The 15392-nt window shown below is 42.8% G+C and carries 13 protein-coding genes; 9 read left to right on the plus strand and 4 right to left on the minus strand.

Features of this window, described 5'->3' with window-relative positions:
- The first annotated feature begins 71 nt into the window (after nucleotides 1-71).
- Nucleotides 72-854, plus strand: coding sequence for a substrate-binding periplasmic protein (locus E1160_RS03950; RefSeq protein ID WP_155153701.1), 783 nt, complete (start codon nucleotides 72-74; stop codon nucleotides 852-854).
- 2 nt (nucleotides 855-856) lie between these two features.
- Here E1160_RS03950 and ubiE read toward each other — a convergent pair whose 3' ends face one another.
- Entirely contained in the window at nucleotides 857-1630 is a 774-nt protein-coding gene (gene ubiE / locus E1160_RS03955; protein ID WP_155153702.1) for a bifunctional demethylmenaquinone methyltransferase/2-methoxy-6-polyprenyl-1,4-benzoquinol methylase UbiE, read from the minus strand.
- 270 nt (nucleotides 1631-1900) lie between these two features.
- Here ubiE and mutM point away from each other — a divergent pair, with 270 nt between their 5' ends.
- The 8 genes from mutM (at nucleotide 1901) to gyrB (ending at nucleotide 12180) form a co-directional block, all read left to right on the plus strand.
- Nucleotides 1901-2770 (plus strand): bifunctional DNA-formamidopyrimidine glycosylase/DNA-(apurinic or apyrimidinic site) lyase, encoded by an 870-nt coding sequence (mutM, locus tag E1160_RS03960; RefSeq protein ID WP_155153710.1) that lies wholly within the window; start codon nucleotides 1901-1903, stop codon nucleotides 2768-2770.
- 56 nt (nucleotides 2771-2826) lie between these two features.
- Entirely contained in the window at nucleotides 2827-3210 is a 384-nt protein-coding gene (locus tag E1160_RS03965; protein WP_155153703.1) for a hypothetical protein, read from the plus strand.
- A gap of 155 nt (nucleotides 3211-3365) precedes the next feature.
- Nucleotides 3366-4142, plus strand: coding sequence for an enoyl-CoA hydratase (locus tag E1160_RS03970; protein WP_155153704.1), 777 nt, complete (start codon nucleotides 3366-3368; stop codon nucleotides 4140-4142).
- A 189-nt stretch (nucleotides 4143-4331) separates the two neighbouring features.
- Nucleotides 4332-4592 (plus strand): 30S ribosomal protein S20, encoded by a 261-nt coding sequence (gene rpsT, locus E1160_RS03975; RefSeq protein WP_155153705.1) that lies wholly within the window; start codon nucleotides 4332-4334, stop codon nucleotides 4590-4592.
- 828 nt (nucleotides 4593-5420) lie between these two features.
- Nucleotides 5421-6848, plus strand: coding sequence for a chromosomal replication initiator protein DnaA (dnaA, locus tag E1160_RS03980; protein ID WP_407923886.1), 1428 nt, complete (start codon nucleotides 5421-5423; stop codon nucleotides 6846-6848).
- A gap of 405 nt (nucleotides 6849-7253) precedes the next feature.
- Nucleotides 7254-8360, plus strand: a complete 1107-nt coding sequence (gene dnaN / locus E1160_RS03985) for a DNA polymerase III subunit beta (RefSeq protein ID WP_155153706.1) — start codon at nucleotides 7254-7256, stop codon at nucleotides 8358-8360.
- A 67-nt stretch (nucleotides 8361-8427) separates the two neighbouring features.
- Nucleotides 8428-9648, plus strand: coding sequence for a DNA replication/repair protein RecF (gene recF / locus E1160_RS03990; RefSeq protein ID WP_235914038.1), 1221 nt, complete (start codon nucleotides 8428-8430; stop codon nucleotides 9646-9648).
- 78 nt (nucleotides 9649-9726) lie between these two features.
- Nucleotides 9727-12180, plus strand: a complete 2454-nt coding sequence (gene gyrB, locus E1160_RS03995) for a DNA topoisomerase (ATP-hydrolyzing) subunit B (protein WP_235914039.1) — start codon at nucleotides 9727-9729, stop codon at nucleotides 12178-12180.
- A gap of 175 nt (nucleotides 12181-12355) precedes the next feature.
- On the opposite strand, the gene E1160_RS04000 is transcribed toward gyrB, so the two are convergent.
- From E1160_RS04000 to E1160_RS04010, 3 genes are read right to left on the minus strand one after another with little or no spacing between them, the layout of a single operon-like run.
- The gene (locus E1160_RS04000; RefSeq protein ID WP_155153707.1) at nucleotides 12356-13414 is read right to left on the minus strand and encodes a permease; all 1059 of its coding nucleotides are present in this window, start codon (nucleotides 13412-13414) and stop codon (nucleotides 12356-12358) included.
- 28 nt (nucleotides 13415-13442) lie between these two features.
- On the minus strand, nucleotides 13443-14930 hold the full coding sequence (locus E1160_RS04005; RefSeq protein ID WP_155153708.1) for an NAD(P)-binding domain-containing protein: 1488 nt from the start codon (nucleotides 14928-14930) through the stop codon (nucleotides 13443-13445).
- A 56-nt stretch (nucleotides 14931-14986) separates the two neighbouring features.
- A complete protein-coding gene (locus tag E1160_RS04010; protein ID WP_155153709.1) occupies nucleotides 14987-15379 on the minus strand; it encodes a PadR family transcriptional regulator in 393 nt (130 codons plus the stop codon).
- Between the last annotated feature and the right edge of the window lie 13 nt (nucleotides 15380-15392).

The following is a 15392-nucleotide window of genomic DNA, read 5'->3' on the forward strand; positions in this document are numbered from 1 at the left end:
CATCCCCCTTACTATTCTGTGGTTTTATGCTATGGTCTTTGGAATGATTATAATTAAGAAGCGCGGATTTAATGAATAAAGCGATTCTAAACTTGATTAGCCCCTTGGCATATTTAGCTTTTTTGATCATATCCTTCACAAAACTCACAACTCCCGCTATTGCAGAAAGCCTTATTTTTACTACAACCAACTTTCCGCCATTCTCGATTGAAGGTAAGCAAAACGAAGAAAAGCCGGGCTTCATTGTTGAATTGGTTACAGAAGCCTTTCATCGACATGGACATAAAGTTGAATTTCGTTTTTTGCCCACAGAACGCGCACAGCGGTTGGCACGATCCGGGAACGTAACCGGGAGCTTCAGGTCAACTAAGCCTAAAAAAGACAAAGAAATATTTATATATAGCAAACCCTTCAGCAATCTGAGTGCATCATTCTTTACCCTAGATAATTATATTGGGCCTGAGCTATTTGATTTGGAAGATGCAAGAGATATACGCCTAGCTGCGCCTCTGGGCACGCCCCTAGAGACGATTTTAACAAAACTAAACATTCCACATACAACTGTTCGGTCTGAGGAGTTTGGTTTACGATTGTTATTGGGGCAACGAGTGGATGCATTTCTATCATACACTCTTTCTACTGAATGGATTTACCAACGTCTTCAGACAGATACTGCTTTAAGAGAAATGTATGCTGAAGAAATCGCACTATATCCTTTTTACTTAGCCATCCACAAAAACCAAGAAAATGCGCATGACCTAATGAACCAATTTGATAAAAGCATTAGCATCATGAAACGCGATGGTAGCTACCACAATATATTAATTTCTTATGTGAACTACCTTAAACCATGATGTCACAGCTTCCATCCTGAATGAATTGCGGCAATACCACCAGATAAATTACGATGCTTCACCTGATCAAATCCTGCTTCACGCATCAACCCTTTCAGGGTTTCTTGATCAGGAAAACGACGAATGGATTCAACAAGATAGACATATGACTCTCTGTCTTTTGCTACGACCTCACCAATTTTTGGCAAAAGTTTAAATGAATATTCATCATACATTTTGTCGAAACCCGGTATAATTACCTTGGAAAATTCAAGACAAAAGAACCGACCCCCTGGCTTCAAAACACGATAGGCTTCCCTCAATGCTTGCAAAGTACGCGGAACGTTTCTAAGACCAAATGCAATTGTATAAACATCGACTGAAGAGGAAGGCATTGGGAGATCTTCTGCATTTCCCACAGTCCAATCAATACCGTCCAATATTGCTTGGTCAATCGCACGATCTCGACCTACACGAACCATTCCTTCGGTTAAGTCACAGACAGTCACATGACCGCCACCATTTTGCATAAATCGAAAAGCAATATCACCCGTACCACCAGCCACATCCAATAGATGCTGATCTGCACGCGGTTTGATCATATCCATCAAAGTATTTTTCCAGAGACGATGCACACCCGCTGACATTAAATCATTCATAATGTCATAATTTTTGGCAACCGATTCAAAAACACCTTGCACCAGTTCTGGCTTTTCATCGGCTGTTACATCCGTAAAACCGAAGGAAGCTGTATCACTTGTGGAATCGTAATGCGGATTATGAGTTTCAGTCGCCATGGCTTTTCTCACCTATAAATATGATTGTCGAGACCATAAGCCATTCAACGTGTTTTTTCCAGCCAAAAGAAAAGACAATTTAATTATAACAACGCTGAACAATACACTTCAACTTTCTTAGACGTAACCAGCATTATTGAAGAAAAGCAGAAGCTACTCCTGCATTTCAAATTTTGCATCAAGGAGGTGATGTCGTTTTGTATTGCCAAAACTTGCGAAGTCCATATCTATGGTAAAGCATTCGTTACAAATATCACGGAAATTAGAAGCATGCCTGAATTGCCAGAAGTAGAAACCGTCATGCGCGGCTTGGAACCACATATGGTTGGTCGTAAAATCAATCATGTTGAACAACGTCGCGCCAACTTACGCTTTCCCTTTCCAGATAATTTTCCAACACGCCTCATGGGCGCTGAGATTCTATCTCTTTCAAGACGAGCAAAATACATTTTAATTCAACTGGATTCAGGCGAAAGCTGGATGATACATCTCGGTATGACCGGGCGCTTTACGATAAACGCCGCTGATGATGTGAAAGCCAGTTCCGGACAGGCAGGCCACAATAGCTGGCCACTGGCAGAACCACATGATCATGTTATTATTACCTTAGATGATGGCGGACGAATAGTTTACAATGACGTACGGCGTTTTGGTTACATGGATTTACTTAACACAATCGATGAATCTAGCCATCCATCTCTAAAAAATATCGGACCAGAACCCCTATCTGACGACTTCAATACGGCACAACTGGCCAACGCCATCCGTAATAAAAAATCTGCCATTAAGTCGGTGATGCTAGATCAAGCTGTCGTAGCAGGATTGGGTAACATATATATATGTGAAGCTTTATGGCGCGCAGCAATAAACCCAAAAAAAGCTGCCCATAAAATCAGCAAACAGAAATTAGCCGTTCTAGTAGATGTAGTTAAAAACGTCTTAAGTGACGCAATTGCGGCTGGAGGCTCATCCCTGAAAGACTATCGAAAAGCAGATGGTGAACTTGGTTATTTTCAACATCAATGGGATGCGTATGGAAAAGAGGGAGAAAAATGCGGCAGAGAAAACTGTGACGGTATCATTCAACGCGTCACTCAATCTGGCCGATCCACTTTCTATTGCCCAAAGCATCAGAAATAGGGCAAAATGCCTAATAGGATAACAGATAATAATACTCACAATAAACGGGGCTTTGCATGACACATAAGTTAAAACGATTATTCGTCTTCATGATCGGGGGAATATTTTTTGCATTTTTGAATTTTTCATCTCATGCCGAAGGGTTTCTATCGGCTCTGCCAGAGGTACCTTTGCATGAAAAAATTTCAGAGATAGCCGGAAGTGAAGTTAGTTTTGACGCCCCGACTGGACGCATCATTCAAATCGCCGCGAGTGGCGTAGAAAGTAAAAAAAACATCTTGAATTTCTATAAAGCTACGATGCCACAACTCGGCTGGACAGTACGGTCTTCAACCGAATTCACGAGAGAGAAGGAAAAATTAAGCCTCAGTCTAAGCACAGAAAATGGCGAAACGCTCGTTCAATTTGAATTGTCACCAATAAATGCAGACCACAACTAAAAAGCAATACAATAAAATTTAAGAAACCGGATTTTATGACACAATTTTAAAATCCCTACTTGCATCCATTTGCAAGCTCGGCTTAAATCCGTGCAATAAAATTAGCGAAACAAATATAAAATACGAACCATCTTTCGAGATTAAAGGAGCCCGAAATGGCCTATGAACATATTCTGGTGGAGACACGCGGCAATGTGGGTCTAATCACCTTAAACCGTCCAAAAGCTTTAAACGCATTATGTGCAGGCTTGATCGAAGACCTCGGCAATGCACTAGATGAAATGGAAGCAAATGACGAAATTGGTGCCATTGTCCTAACCGGTTCCGAAAAAGCCTTTGCAGCTGGCGCCGACATCAAAGAAATGAAAGATAAAGAATATATTGATGTATATATGGAAAACTTTATCACAAAGGGTTGGGAACATGTGACAACATGCAGAAAACCTGTTGTCGCTGCTGTTGCAGGTTATGCTTTAGGTGGTGGATGTGAAATGGCAATGATGTGTGATTTTATTCTAGCAGCTGACACAGCTAAATTTGGTCAGCCCGAAATTACAATTGGTACAATCGCAGGGGCTGGCGGCACACAACGATTACCGCGCTATGTAGGTAAATCCAAAGCCATGGAAATGAACTTAACTGGCCGCATCATGGAAGCAGATGAAGCTGAACGATCCGGTCTTGTAAGCCGTATTATTCCAGCAGACGACTTAATTGACGAAGCAATCACCACAGCTCAAAAAATAGCTAATATGTCTCGTCCGGTTGCTATGGCAGCCAAAGAGGCTGTTAACCGCGCCTTTGAAACAACATTAAAAGAAGGCATCTTATTTGAGCGTCGTACATTTCATGCGACTTTTGCACTGGAAGACCGTAAAGAAGGTATGGAAGCTTTTGCAGCGAAACGCCAACCACAATTTAAGAATAGATAACCAAAATATCGTAACATTCAGATTCTCTATTATACGGGAATCTGAATCTGAAAATTGTGATAAAAACGCAAAAAACACCTCATATTATAGTTTTTTTATACTAAATGAGGCTACAGGACTTGACGCAAGGCAGTAAGGGCCGTATAAGCCCGCCTGCTTCAGCTTAACGCTAAAAACGGAATAATTATTATGGCTAACGTAAAATCTGCCAAAAAACGCATTCGTCAAATCAAGGTTCGCACAGAACGCAATCGCGATCGTGTAAGCCGTATTCGTACATTCGTACGCAACGCAGAAGAAGCAATTGCTTCCGGCGACAAATCCGCTGCTGAATCTGCTGTTCGTGCGGCAATGCCAGAATTGCACCGCGGTGTGACAAAAGGCGTATTGCACAAGAATACAGCTGCTCGCAAGATCAGCCGTTTGACTGCACGCGTAAAGGCTCTTTAATTCTTATAAACTGACATTTGTCAGATTATATGGAAAAAGTGTTTCAGGCTACGAGAGTTTCTTTCGTGGCCTTTCGCTTTTTTAGCGTCATCCACATAAAATCTTGCGATAATTTAATTTCAATTTCACGCATTAAAATTACGAATTTTCATAATATAATTACATACTTATATTAGGGGAAATTGGCAGCATTCCTGCCTCACCGCAGAACATTTGAGAACATGAATTAGCGATATAAAAAAAAATCATTTTTTCTCATTTTTCGAGTCGCTAGGTTTTCTGCGCGACTCGGTTTTTTAAACGCCTTGTCAATGATTTTTTCTATATGAATCGGCAATTTGTTTTCTTGCGACTCAAAGCTCTCCCATGTAATGTCTTTCTCACAGGGAAGATTTAAGGGTTGTCACTGAAGTATTCACGTCTTTTGAAACACAGTCATCTTTGAACCTCTTGTTTGGGCAAAGTAAAACTTAAGTAAAAGCCGCATCGATGGCATCTTTTACTTGCTCATATAGTCTAAAATATTTAAATAGCTCTCAAACAATACTTCGGTATTGACGGGTAGTCTTTTGACTTCTTTTCGATCTATTTCGGTCGATTTGGCTTTTTAAAAATTGAGACAAAACTTCATATTACTAACTTTGGGGGCAGGGTTGGTTTTGAAGTCATGAAATTGAACTTGAGAGGAAGGGGAATTTCCCTTGAGTTCAAATGGATTAGAAATGCCTGTCTTACAAGTATTGATAATCTAAATTTTAGGGGACCTGATAAATCAAGGGGTATCTTTTGATTTGTCCAACAATAAATTCGGAATTAAGAGAGTTAACAATGCAACATAACATGGAATCAGACAGAGTAATGGCTGCCACATCTTCTACAGGCTCTGACTCCCAATCCATGGACCAAAAGACAACCGCGCAATGGGCACGTGTTCGAGCACGCCTTCGCGCTGAATTTGGTGAAACTGCTTATCGAAGCTGGCTAAAGCCACTGACTCTAGAATCTCTTACTGGCAATACTGCCCAGATGACCGTACCAACCCGTTTCATGAAAAACTGGATTGAGACACAGTATAAAGATCGCTTGCTGGCTCTCTGGTCAAATGAAAACGCACAGGTCACCAATATCTCTATTTCCCATTCTGGTTCTCGTCAGGCAAAAAAAACTGTTGTTGTGGAACCTTCCATACTTTCTGATAAAATCGATGAGGAACGCACACCATCTGCGATGGAACTATCAGCGCCACTAGATGACCGCTTCACATTTGATCGCTTTGTTGTTGGAAAACCAAATGAACTGGCCTTTGCGGCCGCCCGTCGTATTGGCGAAGGTGAATCCGTACCATTTAACCCGCTTTTCTTATTTGGTGGTGTAGGCCTTGGTAAAACACACTTGATGCATTCCATAGCTTGGAATATCCGCCAGACCAGCCCAGAGAAAAAAGTTCTTTATCTCAGTGCTGAAAAGTTTATGTATCAATTCATTCGTGCACTGCGCTACAAAGATACAATGGCATTCAAAGAACAATTCCGTTCTGTTGACGTCCTGATGATTGATGATGTTCAATTTATCGCAGGCAAAGATAGCACTCAGGAAGAGTTCTTCCACACATTCAATGCTCTTGTAGATCAAAATCGTCAGGTAATTATTTCTGCAGATAAAAGTCCTGCGGAGCTAGACGGTATTGAAGAACGCATGAAATCTCGCCTTGGCTGGGGCTTGGTTGCAGAAATCCATTCGACAACCTACGAATTACGCCTCGGCATTTTACAGTCTAAAGCAGAACAGTTAAGCATTCACATTCCTGCTAAAGTTTTGGAATTCTTGGCGCATAAGATTACCTCTAACATTCGTGAGCTTGAAGGTGCCTTAAATCGTCTCGTAGCCTATTCAAGCCTTGTTGGACGGGATGTAAGCCTGGAAACTGCACAAGAAGTCCTACACGACCTTCTACGCGCCAATGACCGTAGAATTACTATTGAAGAAATTCAAAAGCGTGTGGCGGAACATTATTCCATTAAACTTTCTGAGATGCATTCTGCACGTCGTAGTCGTGCCATTGCGCGCCCACGTCAGGTCGCCATGTATCTTGCGAAGCAACTAACCTCCCGTTCTTTACCGGAGATTGGTCGGAAATTTGGCGGAAGAGACCATACAACCGTTATGCATGCAGTGCGTAAGATCGACGAGTTACGCCAATCTGATAGTAGCTTTTCAGAAGATGTAGATCTACTTCGCCGCATGCTGGAAGGTTAAACTCGTCTTCATCGTTATACAGCTAGACGAATCACCTTTTTTCATTTTTCGAATTTTTAGCAGATTGATACCATAAATTGATCCGCCAAATGCCTCTCAGGACAAAATCTAGAGGCAGCATAACATCTCCGAGATCAGATATATTATTGTTTATTTACAAACACTTAAATACATACCTCCGGCAGATCCAAAAAATTATCATTAGAGTGCAGGAAATTGGGTAAAAAAGACTTCTTTTAGAGATGAGGCATGGTATACTCCACGCCTGTTTCGAGGGGGTATTGTTTGCATAATTTTTCGAAACATTTTTAGGTATTTTGGAGACTCTTTCTGGGCGCCAATGCAAGCTTTGGGGCGTAGGGAAAAGAGAGATTTTATATTAGGTTTGAACAGGGCTAAAGTAGCATGAAAATTACCATCGAACGCGCAGCACTTTTGAAAGCATTAAATCACGTACAAAGCGTGGTAGAGCGCCGGAATACTATTCCAATTTTATCCAACGTTTTGATGCAAGCCCAAGATGGCGGTTTAAGCCTAACTGCGACCGACATGGATATAGCAATCGTTGATAAAGTGGAAGCAACGGTAAATGAAGCCGGTTCCACCACAGCACCAGCGCATACTTTATATGACATTGTTAAAAAACTTCCGGATGGCGCTCAAGTAAACTTGTCAACAAATGGGGATCAGTTAGAACTGGTAGCAGGGCGTTCTCAATTTACATTGCAAACCCTTCCACAGGACGATTTTCCAGTAATGACTGGTGGTGATATGCCCACTGGTTTTGCCTTAACATCTTCTGAAGCAAAATTGTTGATCGACAAAACTCGCTTTGCTATTTCAACAGAAGAAACACGCTACTATCTCAACGGTATTTACATGCATGTAGCTGAAGGCAGCGATACTTTACGCGCCGTCGCTACAGATGGTCATCGTTTGGCACGCGTTGAGTTCCCTGCCCCAGATGGTGCGGCAGGCATGCCTGGGGTTATTATCCCACGTAAAGCTGTACAAGAACTTCGCAAACTGATTGATGAAACAGACGGTGATATTTCAGTTAACTTGTCTGATACGAAAATCAAGTTCGAAGCTGGTGCAACTGTACTTACATCCAAGTTGATTGATGGCACTTTCCCTGATTATGAACGTGTTATTCCACAAGGGAATGATAAAATTATGAGTCTTGATACACGTAGCTTTGCAGAAGCTGTGGATCGAGTATCCACCATTGCGACAGAAAAAATGCGCGCGGTCAAAATGGCAATGGATAGTGGCGTTGTCACACTATCTGCGTCTAGCCAAGATAGTGGTACAGCGGTGGAAGAAATTTCCGTAGATTATGCGAATGACCGTATCGAGATCGGATTTAACTCTCGTTACTTGCTGGATATCGCGCAGCAAATTGAAAGTGGAAGCGCACAATTTATCATGGCTGATCCGTCTTCCCCAACCATCGTTCAAGATGCCGAAGATAAGTCAGCTTTGTATGTTTTGATGCCGATGCGTGTATAATCAACGCAGATTTGAGGTTGAGCTCTTTTACATATAGCTGAATCAGAGCTCAACTACAGGACATTTAATGGAATTCATAGCTAGAATGGTCGACCAAGACATGCCAGCAAATCAGGGAGAAGATTTAACTGCTTCTTCAGATGGATCTGACATGACCGGATTGGCTATACGTAAACTTTCATTATTCAGTTATCGCAACTACACCCATTTACGCATGGAAGCTGAAGGCTTGAAACAAGATAGCAATATTGTTGTCATCACAGGTCATAACGGTGCCGGAAAGACCAATATTTTAGAGGCGATTTCTATGCTGACACCTGGGCGTGGATTGAGAAGCTGTAAAACACGTGACTTGGATCAAGTTAATGCTTTTGGCCCTTGGGCCGTTTCTTGCAGTCTGGATTCCCAATATGGCCCTGTAGAACTTGGGACTGGTCGCGACCCAGAAGGGGAACGCCGCATTGTTCGTATCAATGGAGCAACAGCAAAAGGCCAAAGTGCCTTGAGCGAATATATCAGTGCTGTTTGGTTAACTCCTCAAATGGACCGATTGTTTCTTGATAGCAGTGGAGCGCGACGCCGTTTTCTGGATCGACTTATATATGGCTTTGATGCCGCCCATGCCGGACGTTTATCTGCCTATGAAAAAGCAATGCGGGAACGGGCAAAATTATTAAAACAAGGTGTCAAAGATGACATCTGGCTAAAAGCACTTGAATCTCAAATGGTGGAACGTGGTATTGCCGTTGCAGCAGCCCGTCGGGATATGACAGAAAGATTGGATATCGCCTGTGCTCGTTCTGATGGGCCTTTCCCCGGCGCCAAAGTTACTGTTAGCGGTTCCGTCGAAGATGATCTAGCACGTCTTCCCGCGGTTGAGGTTGAAGATAAATTTGCGGCGGCATTACGTGCCGGACGTCAACAAGATGCGGACAATGGGGGCGCCGGACATGGCCCGCATCGCTCCGATCTTGATGTGATGCATTTGGAAAAAAATATGCCCGCCCATTTATGTTCAACTGGTGAGCAAAAAGCACTCCTTATCGCAATTGTTCTGGCACATGCCAAGTTGCAAGCAGCGGAACGCGGTGTCCCGCCCCTATTGCTGCTGGATGAAGTTGCCGCACATTTGGATCAGAAGAAACGTTCTGCCCTTTTCGAAACAATTGAAAGTTTAGGAAGCCAGACATGGCTTACTGGCACCGAGCCAAATGTATTTGATGAATTAAAAGGAAAAGCCCAATTCTTTCATGTAGAGAATGGCAAAGTTAAAAAGCAGGCTGCATAGCGTAATTGACCGTTTGAAATTAATTACGAAATCGATATAGAATAAGAAAACCGATATAAGTTGGAAGCGAGATAAAAGATGAGCGATATGGAAGAAACAATGGAAAATACAGCCGCCAACGGTGGGGCGGAATATGGCGCAGATTCCATTAAAGTCCTAAAAGGCCTAGAAGCCGTTCGTAAACGCCCTGGCATGTATATCGGTGACACTGATGACGGCACACGTCTTCACCATATGGTGTATGAGGTTGTGGATAACGCAATCGACGAAGCATTGGCAGGTCATTGCGATATCGCAACAGTCACCTTAAACGGTGATGGCTCTGTGACCGTAACCGATAACGGTCGTGGCATTCCAACCGATATTCATCCTGAAGAAGGTGTGTCTGCTGCCGAAGTGATTATGACCCAGCTTCATGCAGGTGGCAAATTTGACCAAAACAGCTATAAAGTTTCTGGTGGTCTTCACGGTGTGGGTGTATCCGTTGTAAACGCTCTTTCTGTTCTTTTGAAATTGAAAATCAAACGTAATGGCCAAGTTCATGAGATGGATTTCAGCCATGGTGAGGCACAAGGCCCATTAACAATAACTGGCGAATGCGGTGATGAAACAGGAACTGAAGTAACCTTCTTACCTTCTTCTGAAACATTCACTATGACTGAGTTCAATTTCTCAACCCTAGAACATCGTCTACGTGAATTGGCGTTCTTGAATAGTGGTGTGCATATCCGCCTAACAGATGCCCGCCATGCAGAACCAGTCGTTACGGATCTGCAATATGAAGGTGGCATTCAAGCTTTCGTCCAATATCTGGATAAATCCAAGCAATCCATGCAGGATGAACCTATCTCTATGATGGGTGAAAAAGATGGTATCACCGTTGAAGTTTCCATGGAATGGAATGACAGTTATCACGAAAACACATTATGCTTTACCAATAATATCCCACAACGAGATGGTGGTACGCATTTAGCTGGTTTCCGTGCGGCTTTGACACGCCAGATCAATGCTTATGCGGCCTCTTCCGGCTTGGCGAAAAAAGAAAAAGTAAACCTATCTGGCGATGATGCCCGTGAAGGGATGACTTGTGTGCTTTCAGTAAAAGTACCTGATCCGAAATTCTCCTCTCAGACCAAAGATAAATTGGTATCTTCCGAAGTGCGTCCTGTTGTCGAAAATATTGTGAATGAGAAGCTTGCCGAATGGTTTGAAGAACATCCACAAGATGCAAGAAAAGTAGTCCAAAAAGTAGTGGAAGCTGCTGCGGCACGAGAGGCAGCTCGTAAAGCTCGTGAATTGACTCGACGTAAAGGGGCGCTAGATATCTCCTCCCTCCCTGGTAAATTGGCGGACTGTCAGGAACGCGATGCGTCTAAAGCCGAAATCTTCCTGGTGGAGGGTGATTCCGCGGGGGGGTCTGCGAAATCCGGTCGTAACCGCCAAAACCAAGCGATCTTGCCGTTGAAAGGTAAAATCTTAAACGTCGAACGTGCGCGATTTGATAAGATGTTATCCTCTCAAGAAATCGGTACCATGATTACGGCCTTGGGCACAGGCATCGGGCGTGATGATTTCAATTTGGAAAAACTGCGTTACCACAAAATCGTTATCATGACTGACGCCGATGTGGATGGTAGTCATATTCGCACGCTTCTTTTGACCTTCTTCTTCCGTCAAATGCCGGAAATCATTGCCAATGGGTATCTCTATATTGCGCAACCGCCTCTATATCAGGCGAAGCGTGGTAAAGAGATAACTTACCTTAAAGATGATGAGGCAATGGAAGAATTCTTGGTAAATAATATCGTTGCACAAGCTATTCTGAATAGTGGCAATGACACTCAGCATTCCGGCCAAGATCTTAAAGAGATGATTCATCAGGCAATGAAAGCACGTAATTTGATCCATCCGTTGGGACGTAAAGCGGGCTCTTTAGATGCGGTTGAACAAGCGGCCATTGCAGGTGCGCTTAAAACCACACTTCAAGATGACCCTGCCGCAGCCCAAGCTTTAGCGGATGAAGTGGCCTCCCGCCTTGATGCAATGGCGGATCAACTTGAAAAAGGTTGGCGCGGTGAAGTTATGGATGACGGTGGCCTTGCGTTTGAACGTACCCTTCGTGGTGTAACTCAGCGTTGCGAGATTGATGGCGCTATGATGCGTTCCGCAGAAGCCATCAGATTGAACGAATTAGCCGAGAACCTTAAATCCAATTATGGCACTAAAGCGGGTACACTTGCCGTAGGCGAGAAAGAATTTGAAATTTCAGGCCCAATCGCTTTGGTTGATGTGGTCATGGAACAAGGCCGTAAAGGTCTTGCCGTACAACGTTATAAGGGTCTTGGTGAGATGAACCCTGATCAACTTTGGGAAACAACATTGGACCCGGATGCACGTACATTACTACAGGTAAAAGTGGATCAAATGGAAAGTGCCGAAGATATCTTCTCCACCCTTATGGGCGATGTGGTTGAACCACGTCGTGAGTTTATTCAAGATAACGCATTGAAAGTATCCAACCTAGATATCTAATGTTCTTTGTGTTGTGAAGTGACTCATAAAATGAGAATTGCGACACATAAAATGCGAAAATCTGTGACTCATAAAATGAGAATGGAATGACACATAAAACGCGAATCCTTATTTTCTGAGGATTCGCGTTCTTTGTTCTAGTCTATTTATTGTAAATTTTGAACTGACAGGTCACCTAGATCATTTTCCAAAGCTGAAATAGAAGTCCAGTCATAAAAGCGCCAGATAAGGACAACCCGATATATATTGCAAACACCTTTGGGCGTGCTAAAGCCCAAACCGCCATAGCTGCAGGTATAGAAGTGACCCCTCCCGCCACAAGAAAGGCCATACCAGCACCAGATGCCATCCCTTGCTCGATGAGCCCACCGACAAGTGGCAATGCTGCATAACCATTTAGATAAGCAGGAACCCCCACAAGTGTAGCAATCAAAATTGGCATTAGCCCCTCACCACCCAATGTAGATGTTACTGTTTCCGCAGGGATCCAAGCAAGCATCAAGCTCTCTAAGATAAAGGCGAGTGTTAACCATTGTGCTAAAAACATTGTGGTTGAGATCGCAGTCTTTGAAAACTTTTTCACACGTTCAGAATCTTTCCAGAAGCTCCATACTACCTCTTTAGGCGCACGAACCTTTGAACCACCACAACCACCATTTCCGACACCGTCACGCAACGGATCGGATAATGCGCCACTGGCACTTAACAATTGAACGACCAAACCGCCAAAGGTACCTATGCCAATTGCAGCAATCGTTTTCCCAACCGCAAACTCGAAACCTAGAACTCCGGAGGTTAGCACAAACATCGAAGGATCCATAATAGGTGAAGCTAACCAAAAAGCCATCACTGCGTAAAGAGGAACTCCCATGGATAATAACGCAGCGATTAAAGGGATAACACCGCAAGAGCAAAATGGAGAAAGACCACCAGCAATTGCGCCTAAGATAATCATCAAAAAAGGTGATCCTTTAAATGCGCTAGCAATTAAATTATCTGCACCAGTTGCACTTGCCCATGCAGCAATCGCAATTGACATCAAAAGATAAGGCGCAACATGCATCACAGCATCAACAGTGAATTTCGAAGTTTCAATAGCCTGTGTGCTATCAAAAATTCCAAGTGTCAGGATAATTGCACCTGCAGCGAGCCATACTTTTTGATTTTTCCAAATCTTAGCAGGTAAATCAAATATGCGCCCCTCATTTTGTGAGCTATCAATAATATTACTCATAATATACCTTTCAATTCTCAGAATTTCTTTAGCAACAGGAGGAAACTTTAGGAGTTTCATGAGATTGATTAATAGAATCCGCTTTAGCCAATTTTCTTTCATCTAAAGTTTCACTAGCGCCACAGCATTGGGATGCAACAGCTTCAGCTGACTTTGAATTTGAGCAGTTAGGACTTGTTTCCGGTGTTGCGTTTTCTGAACCACAAGTCTCGTTCTCTGATAAACATGTATCGCTTATTTCATTGGTTCTTGGCGGGCAACAGCTAGAAAGAGCCTCCTGAACACTACCCCCTGAGGAACATGCATTCTCAATAGAACTTTTTACACCTGTTATTTCTTCTACAATAGAATCAACTTGTGCATATCCGGTTTTCATAAGAAATGTTGGCGCCCGCCCATAAGATTTCATTCCAACGATATAAAAACCTTTATCAATATGTGTTAACTCATTTACGCCATGAGCTCTCACAGAGCCACAAGTGTGCTCATTCGGATCAATAAGGGGCGCCAACAAACGTGGTGCCTCGACTACATCATCAATATCAAGGCGAAGTTCACGTAAAATATTCATATCAGGTCGGAAGCCAGCGGTTACAACAATACGATCCACTTCAAAATTCAAATCCTCCCCTTCTTTTAGTGCATCGACAATAATTCTGTTTCCAACTTTGTCTAATGTCTTCACCTGAAACGGCGCAAGTAAAGCCAAAGAACCGTCATTCATTGCTTTGTTTGCCGCATTACCTAGCTCCAATCGAGCAGGCAAAGCATCGTTGAGACCACCACCGAGAAGTTTATCTATGTTATTATTTCGAAGCCCCCAGATAACTCTGGTATCTGGATTATCTTGTTTAAGACGCAATAGATCCAAAACCACATTGATAGCAGAATGTCCTCCCCCAATAACTAGGGTCTTCTTCCCTTCATACACTTCACGCTCTTTACCTAAAGTATCAGGAATGCCATAGCTAATATGATCGGAATTATCTAATTCGCCGGGGACATGAAGGCCATCTAGGCCAATCGGGTTTGGATTAGACCAAGTACCAGAAGCATCAACTACACCGTCAACTTCCAATATGTGATGTTTTTTATCTGTAGACTTATAATGCACAACAAATTGTGCTTCTTCTCTGTCCTTTGAAGAGGATTTACTTAAACCAGCTTTTGAGACAGCAGTCACCTCAGCACTAAAGATGAAATGATTTTTTAGCTCAGGCAATGTCACGGCAGGCTCTAAATATTTCTCAACTACATCTTTCCCATGCGGTAAGCTTTTTAGGTCCGGCATCTGCCAACCATTTTTCTCTAACAACTCAACAACCACATGATCGACCATCAGCTCCCACGGAGTAAAAAGCCTAACATGAGACCATTCCTTAATGGCACGACCAGCACCATCACCTTTTTCAATTACCACAGGCTCCACACCTCTGGTTTTCAAATGAGCTGCTGCCGCAATTCCAACTGGACCGGCTCCAATCACAACTACTTTTTTTCTCTTTTCATTTACCATTGAATTTATCTTCCATTTCGAATACATAGAAGGTCTATGTATATAGTTAAAATTTTTTACTCGGTTTCATCCAAAGTCATAGGTTTACAGTCAACTAGACACTCTGTAACTTCCATCCAAGCAGCAAGAGCTACTTGGAATGCCTCACGTCCTTTATCTGTGACGCTATATACTTTTCTCTCTCTACCCGAGACGATTTCACTTTCGAATGTCGCGTATCCACCAAGTTCAAAGTCCTTCAAAATTGGATAGATCGCTCCTTCAGTTGGTGAGCAGCATCCATTTGTTCGCTTCTCAACTTCTCTTGCGATATCATAGCCATGCATGGACCTGTTTTGTAATACGCATAAGATGAAAAACTTTGATAGACTCATCTTAATTACGCCATTCCAATAGACACGGCTTAAAAGATCGGGTTGTTTTTTAACTTGTTTACTCATGCTACTCATATATACCTAGACC

It is taken from the genome of Curvivirga aplysinae, from assembly GCF_009711445.1.
Classification (GTDB): Bacteria; Pseudomonadota; Alphaproteobacteria; order UBA8366; family Aestuariispiraceae; genus Curvivirga; species Curvivirga aplysinae.

Excerpts from the sequence above, each read along its gene's own strand:
- E1160_RS04005 (WP_155153708.1), bottom strand. The coding sequence starts at position 14,930 with ATGGTAAATGAAAAGAGAAAAAAAGTAGTTGTGATTGGAGCCGGTCCA.
- E1160_RS03950 (WP_155153701.1), top strand. The coding sequence starts at position 72 with ATGAATAAAGCGATTCTAAACTTGATTAGCCCCTTGGCATATTTAGCT.
- dnaN (WP_155153706.1), top strand. The coding sequence starts at position 7,254 with ATGAAAATTACCATCGAACGCGCAGCACTTTTGAAAGCATTAAATCAC.
- gyrB (WP_235914039.1), top strand. The coding sequence starts at position 9,727 with ATGAGCGATATGGAAGAAACAATGGAAAATACAGCCGCCAACGGTGGG.
- dnaA (WP_407923886.1), top strand. The coding sequence starts at position 5,421 with ATGCAACATAACATGGAATCAGACAGAGTAATGGCTGCCACATCTTCT.
- E1160_RS04010 (WP_155153709.1), bottom strand. The coding sequence starts at position 15,379 with ATGAGTAGCATGAGTAAACAAGTTAAAAAACAACCCGATCTTTTAAGC.
- mutM (WP_155153710.1), top strand. The coding sequence starts at position 1,901 with ATGCCTGAATTGCCAGAAGTAGAAACCGTCATGCGCGGCTTGGAACCA.
- E1160_RS04000 (WP_155153707.1), bottom strand. The coding sequence starts at position 13,414 with ATGAGTAATATTATTGATAGCTCACAAAATGAGGGGCGCATATTTGAT.
- E1160_RS03970 (WP_155153704.1), top strand. The coding sequence starts at position 3,366 with ATGGCCTATGAACATATTCTGGTGGAGACACGCGGCAATGTGGGTCTA.
- ubiE (WP_155153702.1), bottom strand. The coding sequence starts at position 1,630 with ATGGCGACTGAAACTCATAATCCGCATTACGATTCCACAAGTGATACA.
- recF (WP_235914038.1), top strand. The coding sequence starts at position 8,428 with ATGGAATTCATAGCTAGAATGGTCGACCAAGACATGCCAGCAAATCAG.
- E1160_RS03965 (WP_155153703.1), top strand. The coding sequence starts at position 2,827 with ATGACACATAAGTTAAAACGATTATTCGTCTTCATGATCGGGGGAATA.
- rpsT (WP_155153705.1), top strand. The coding sequence starts at position 4,332 with ATGGCTAACGTAAAATCTGCCAAAAAACGCATTCGTCAAATCAAGGTT.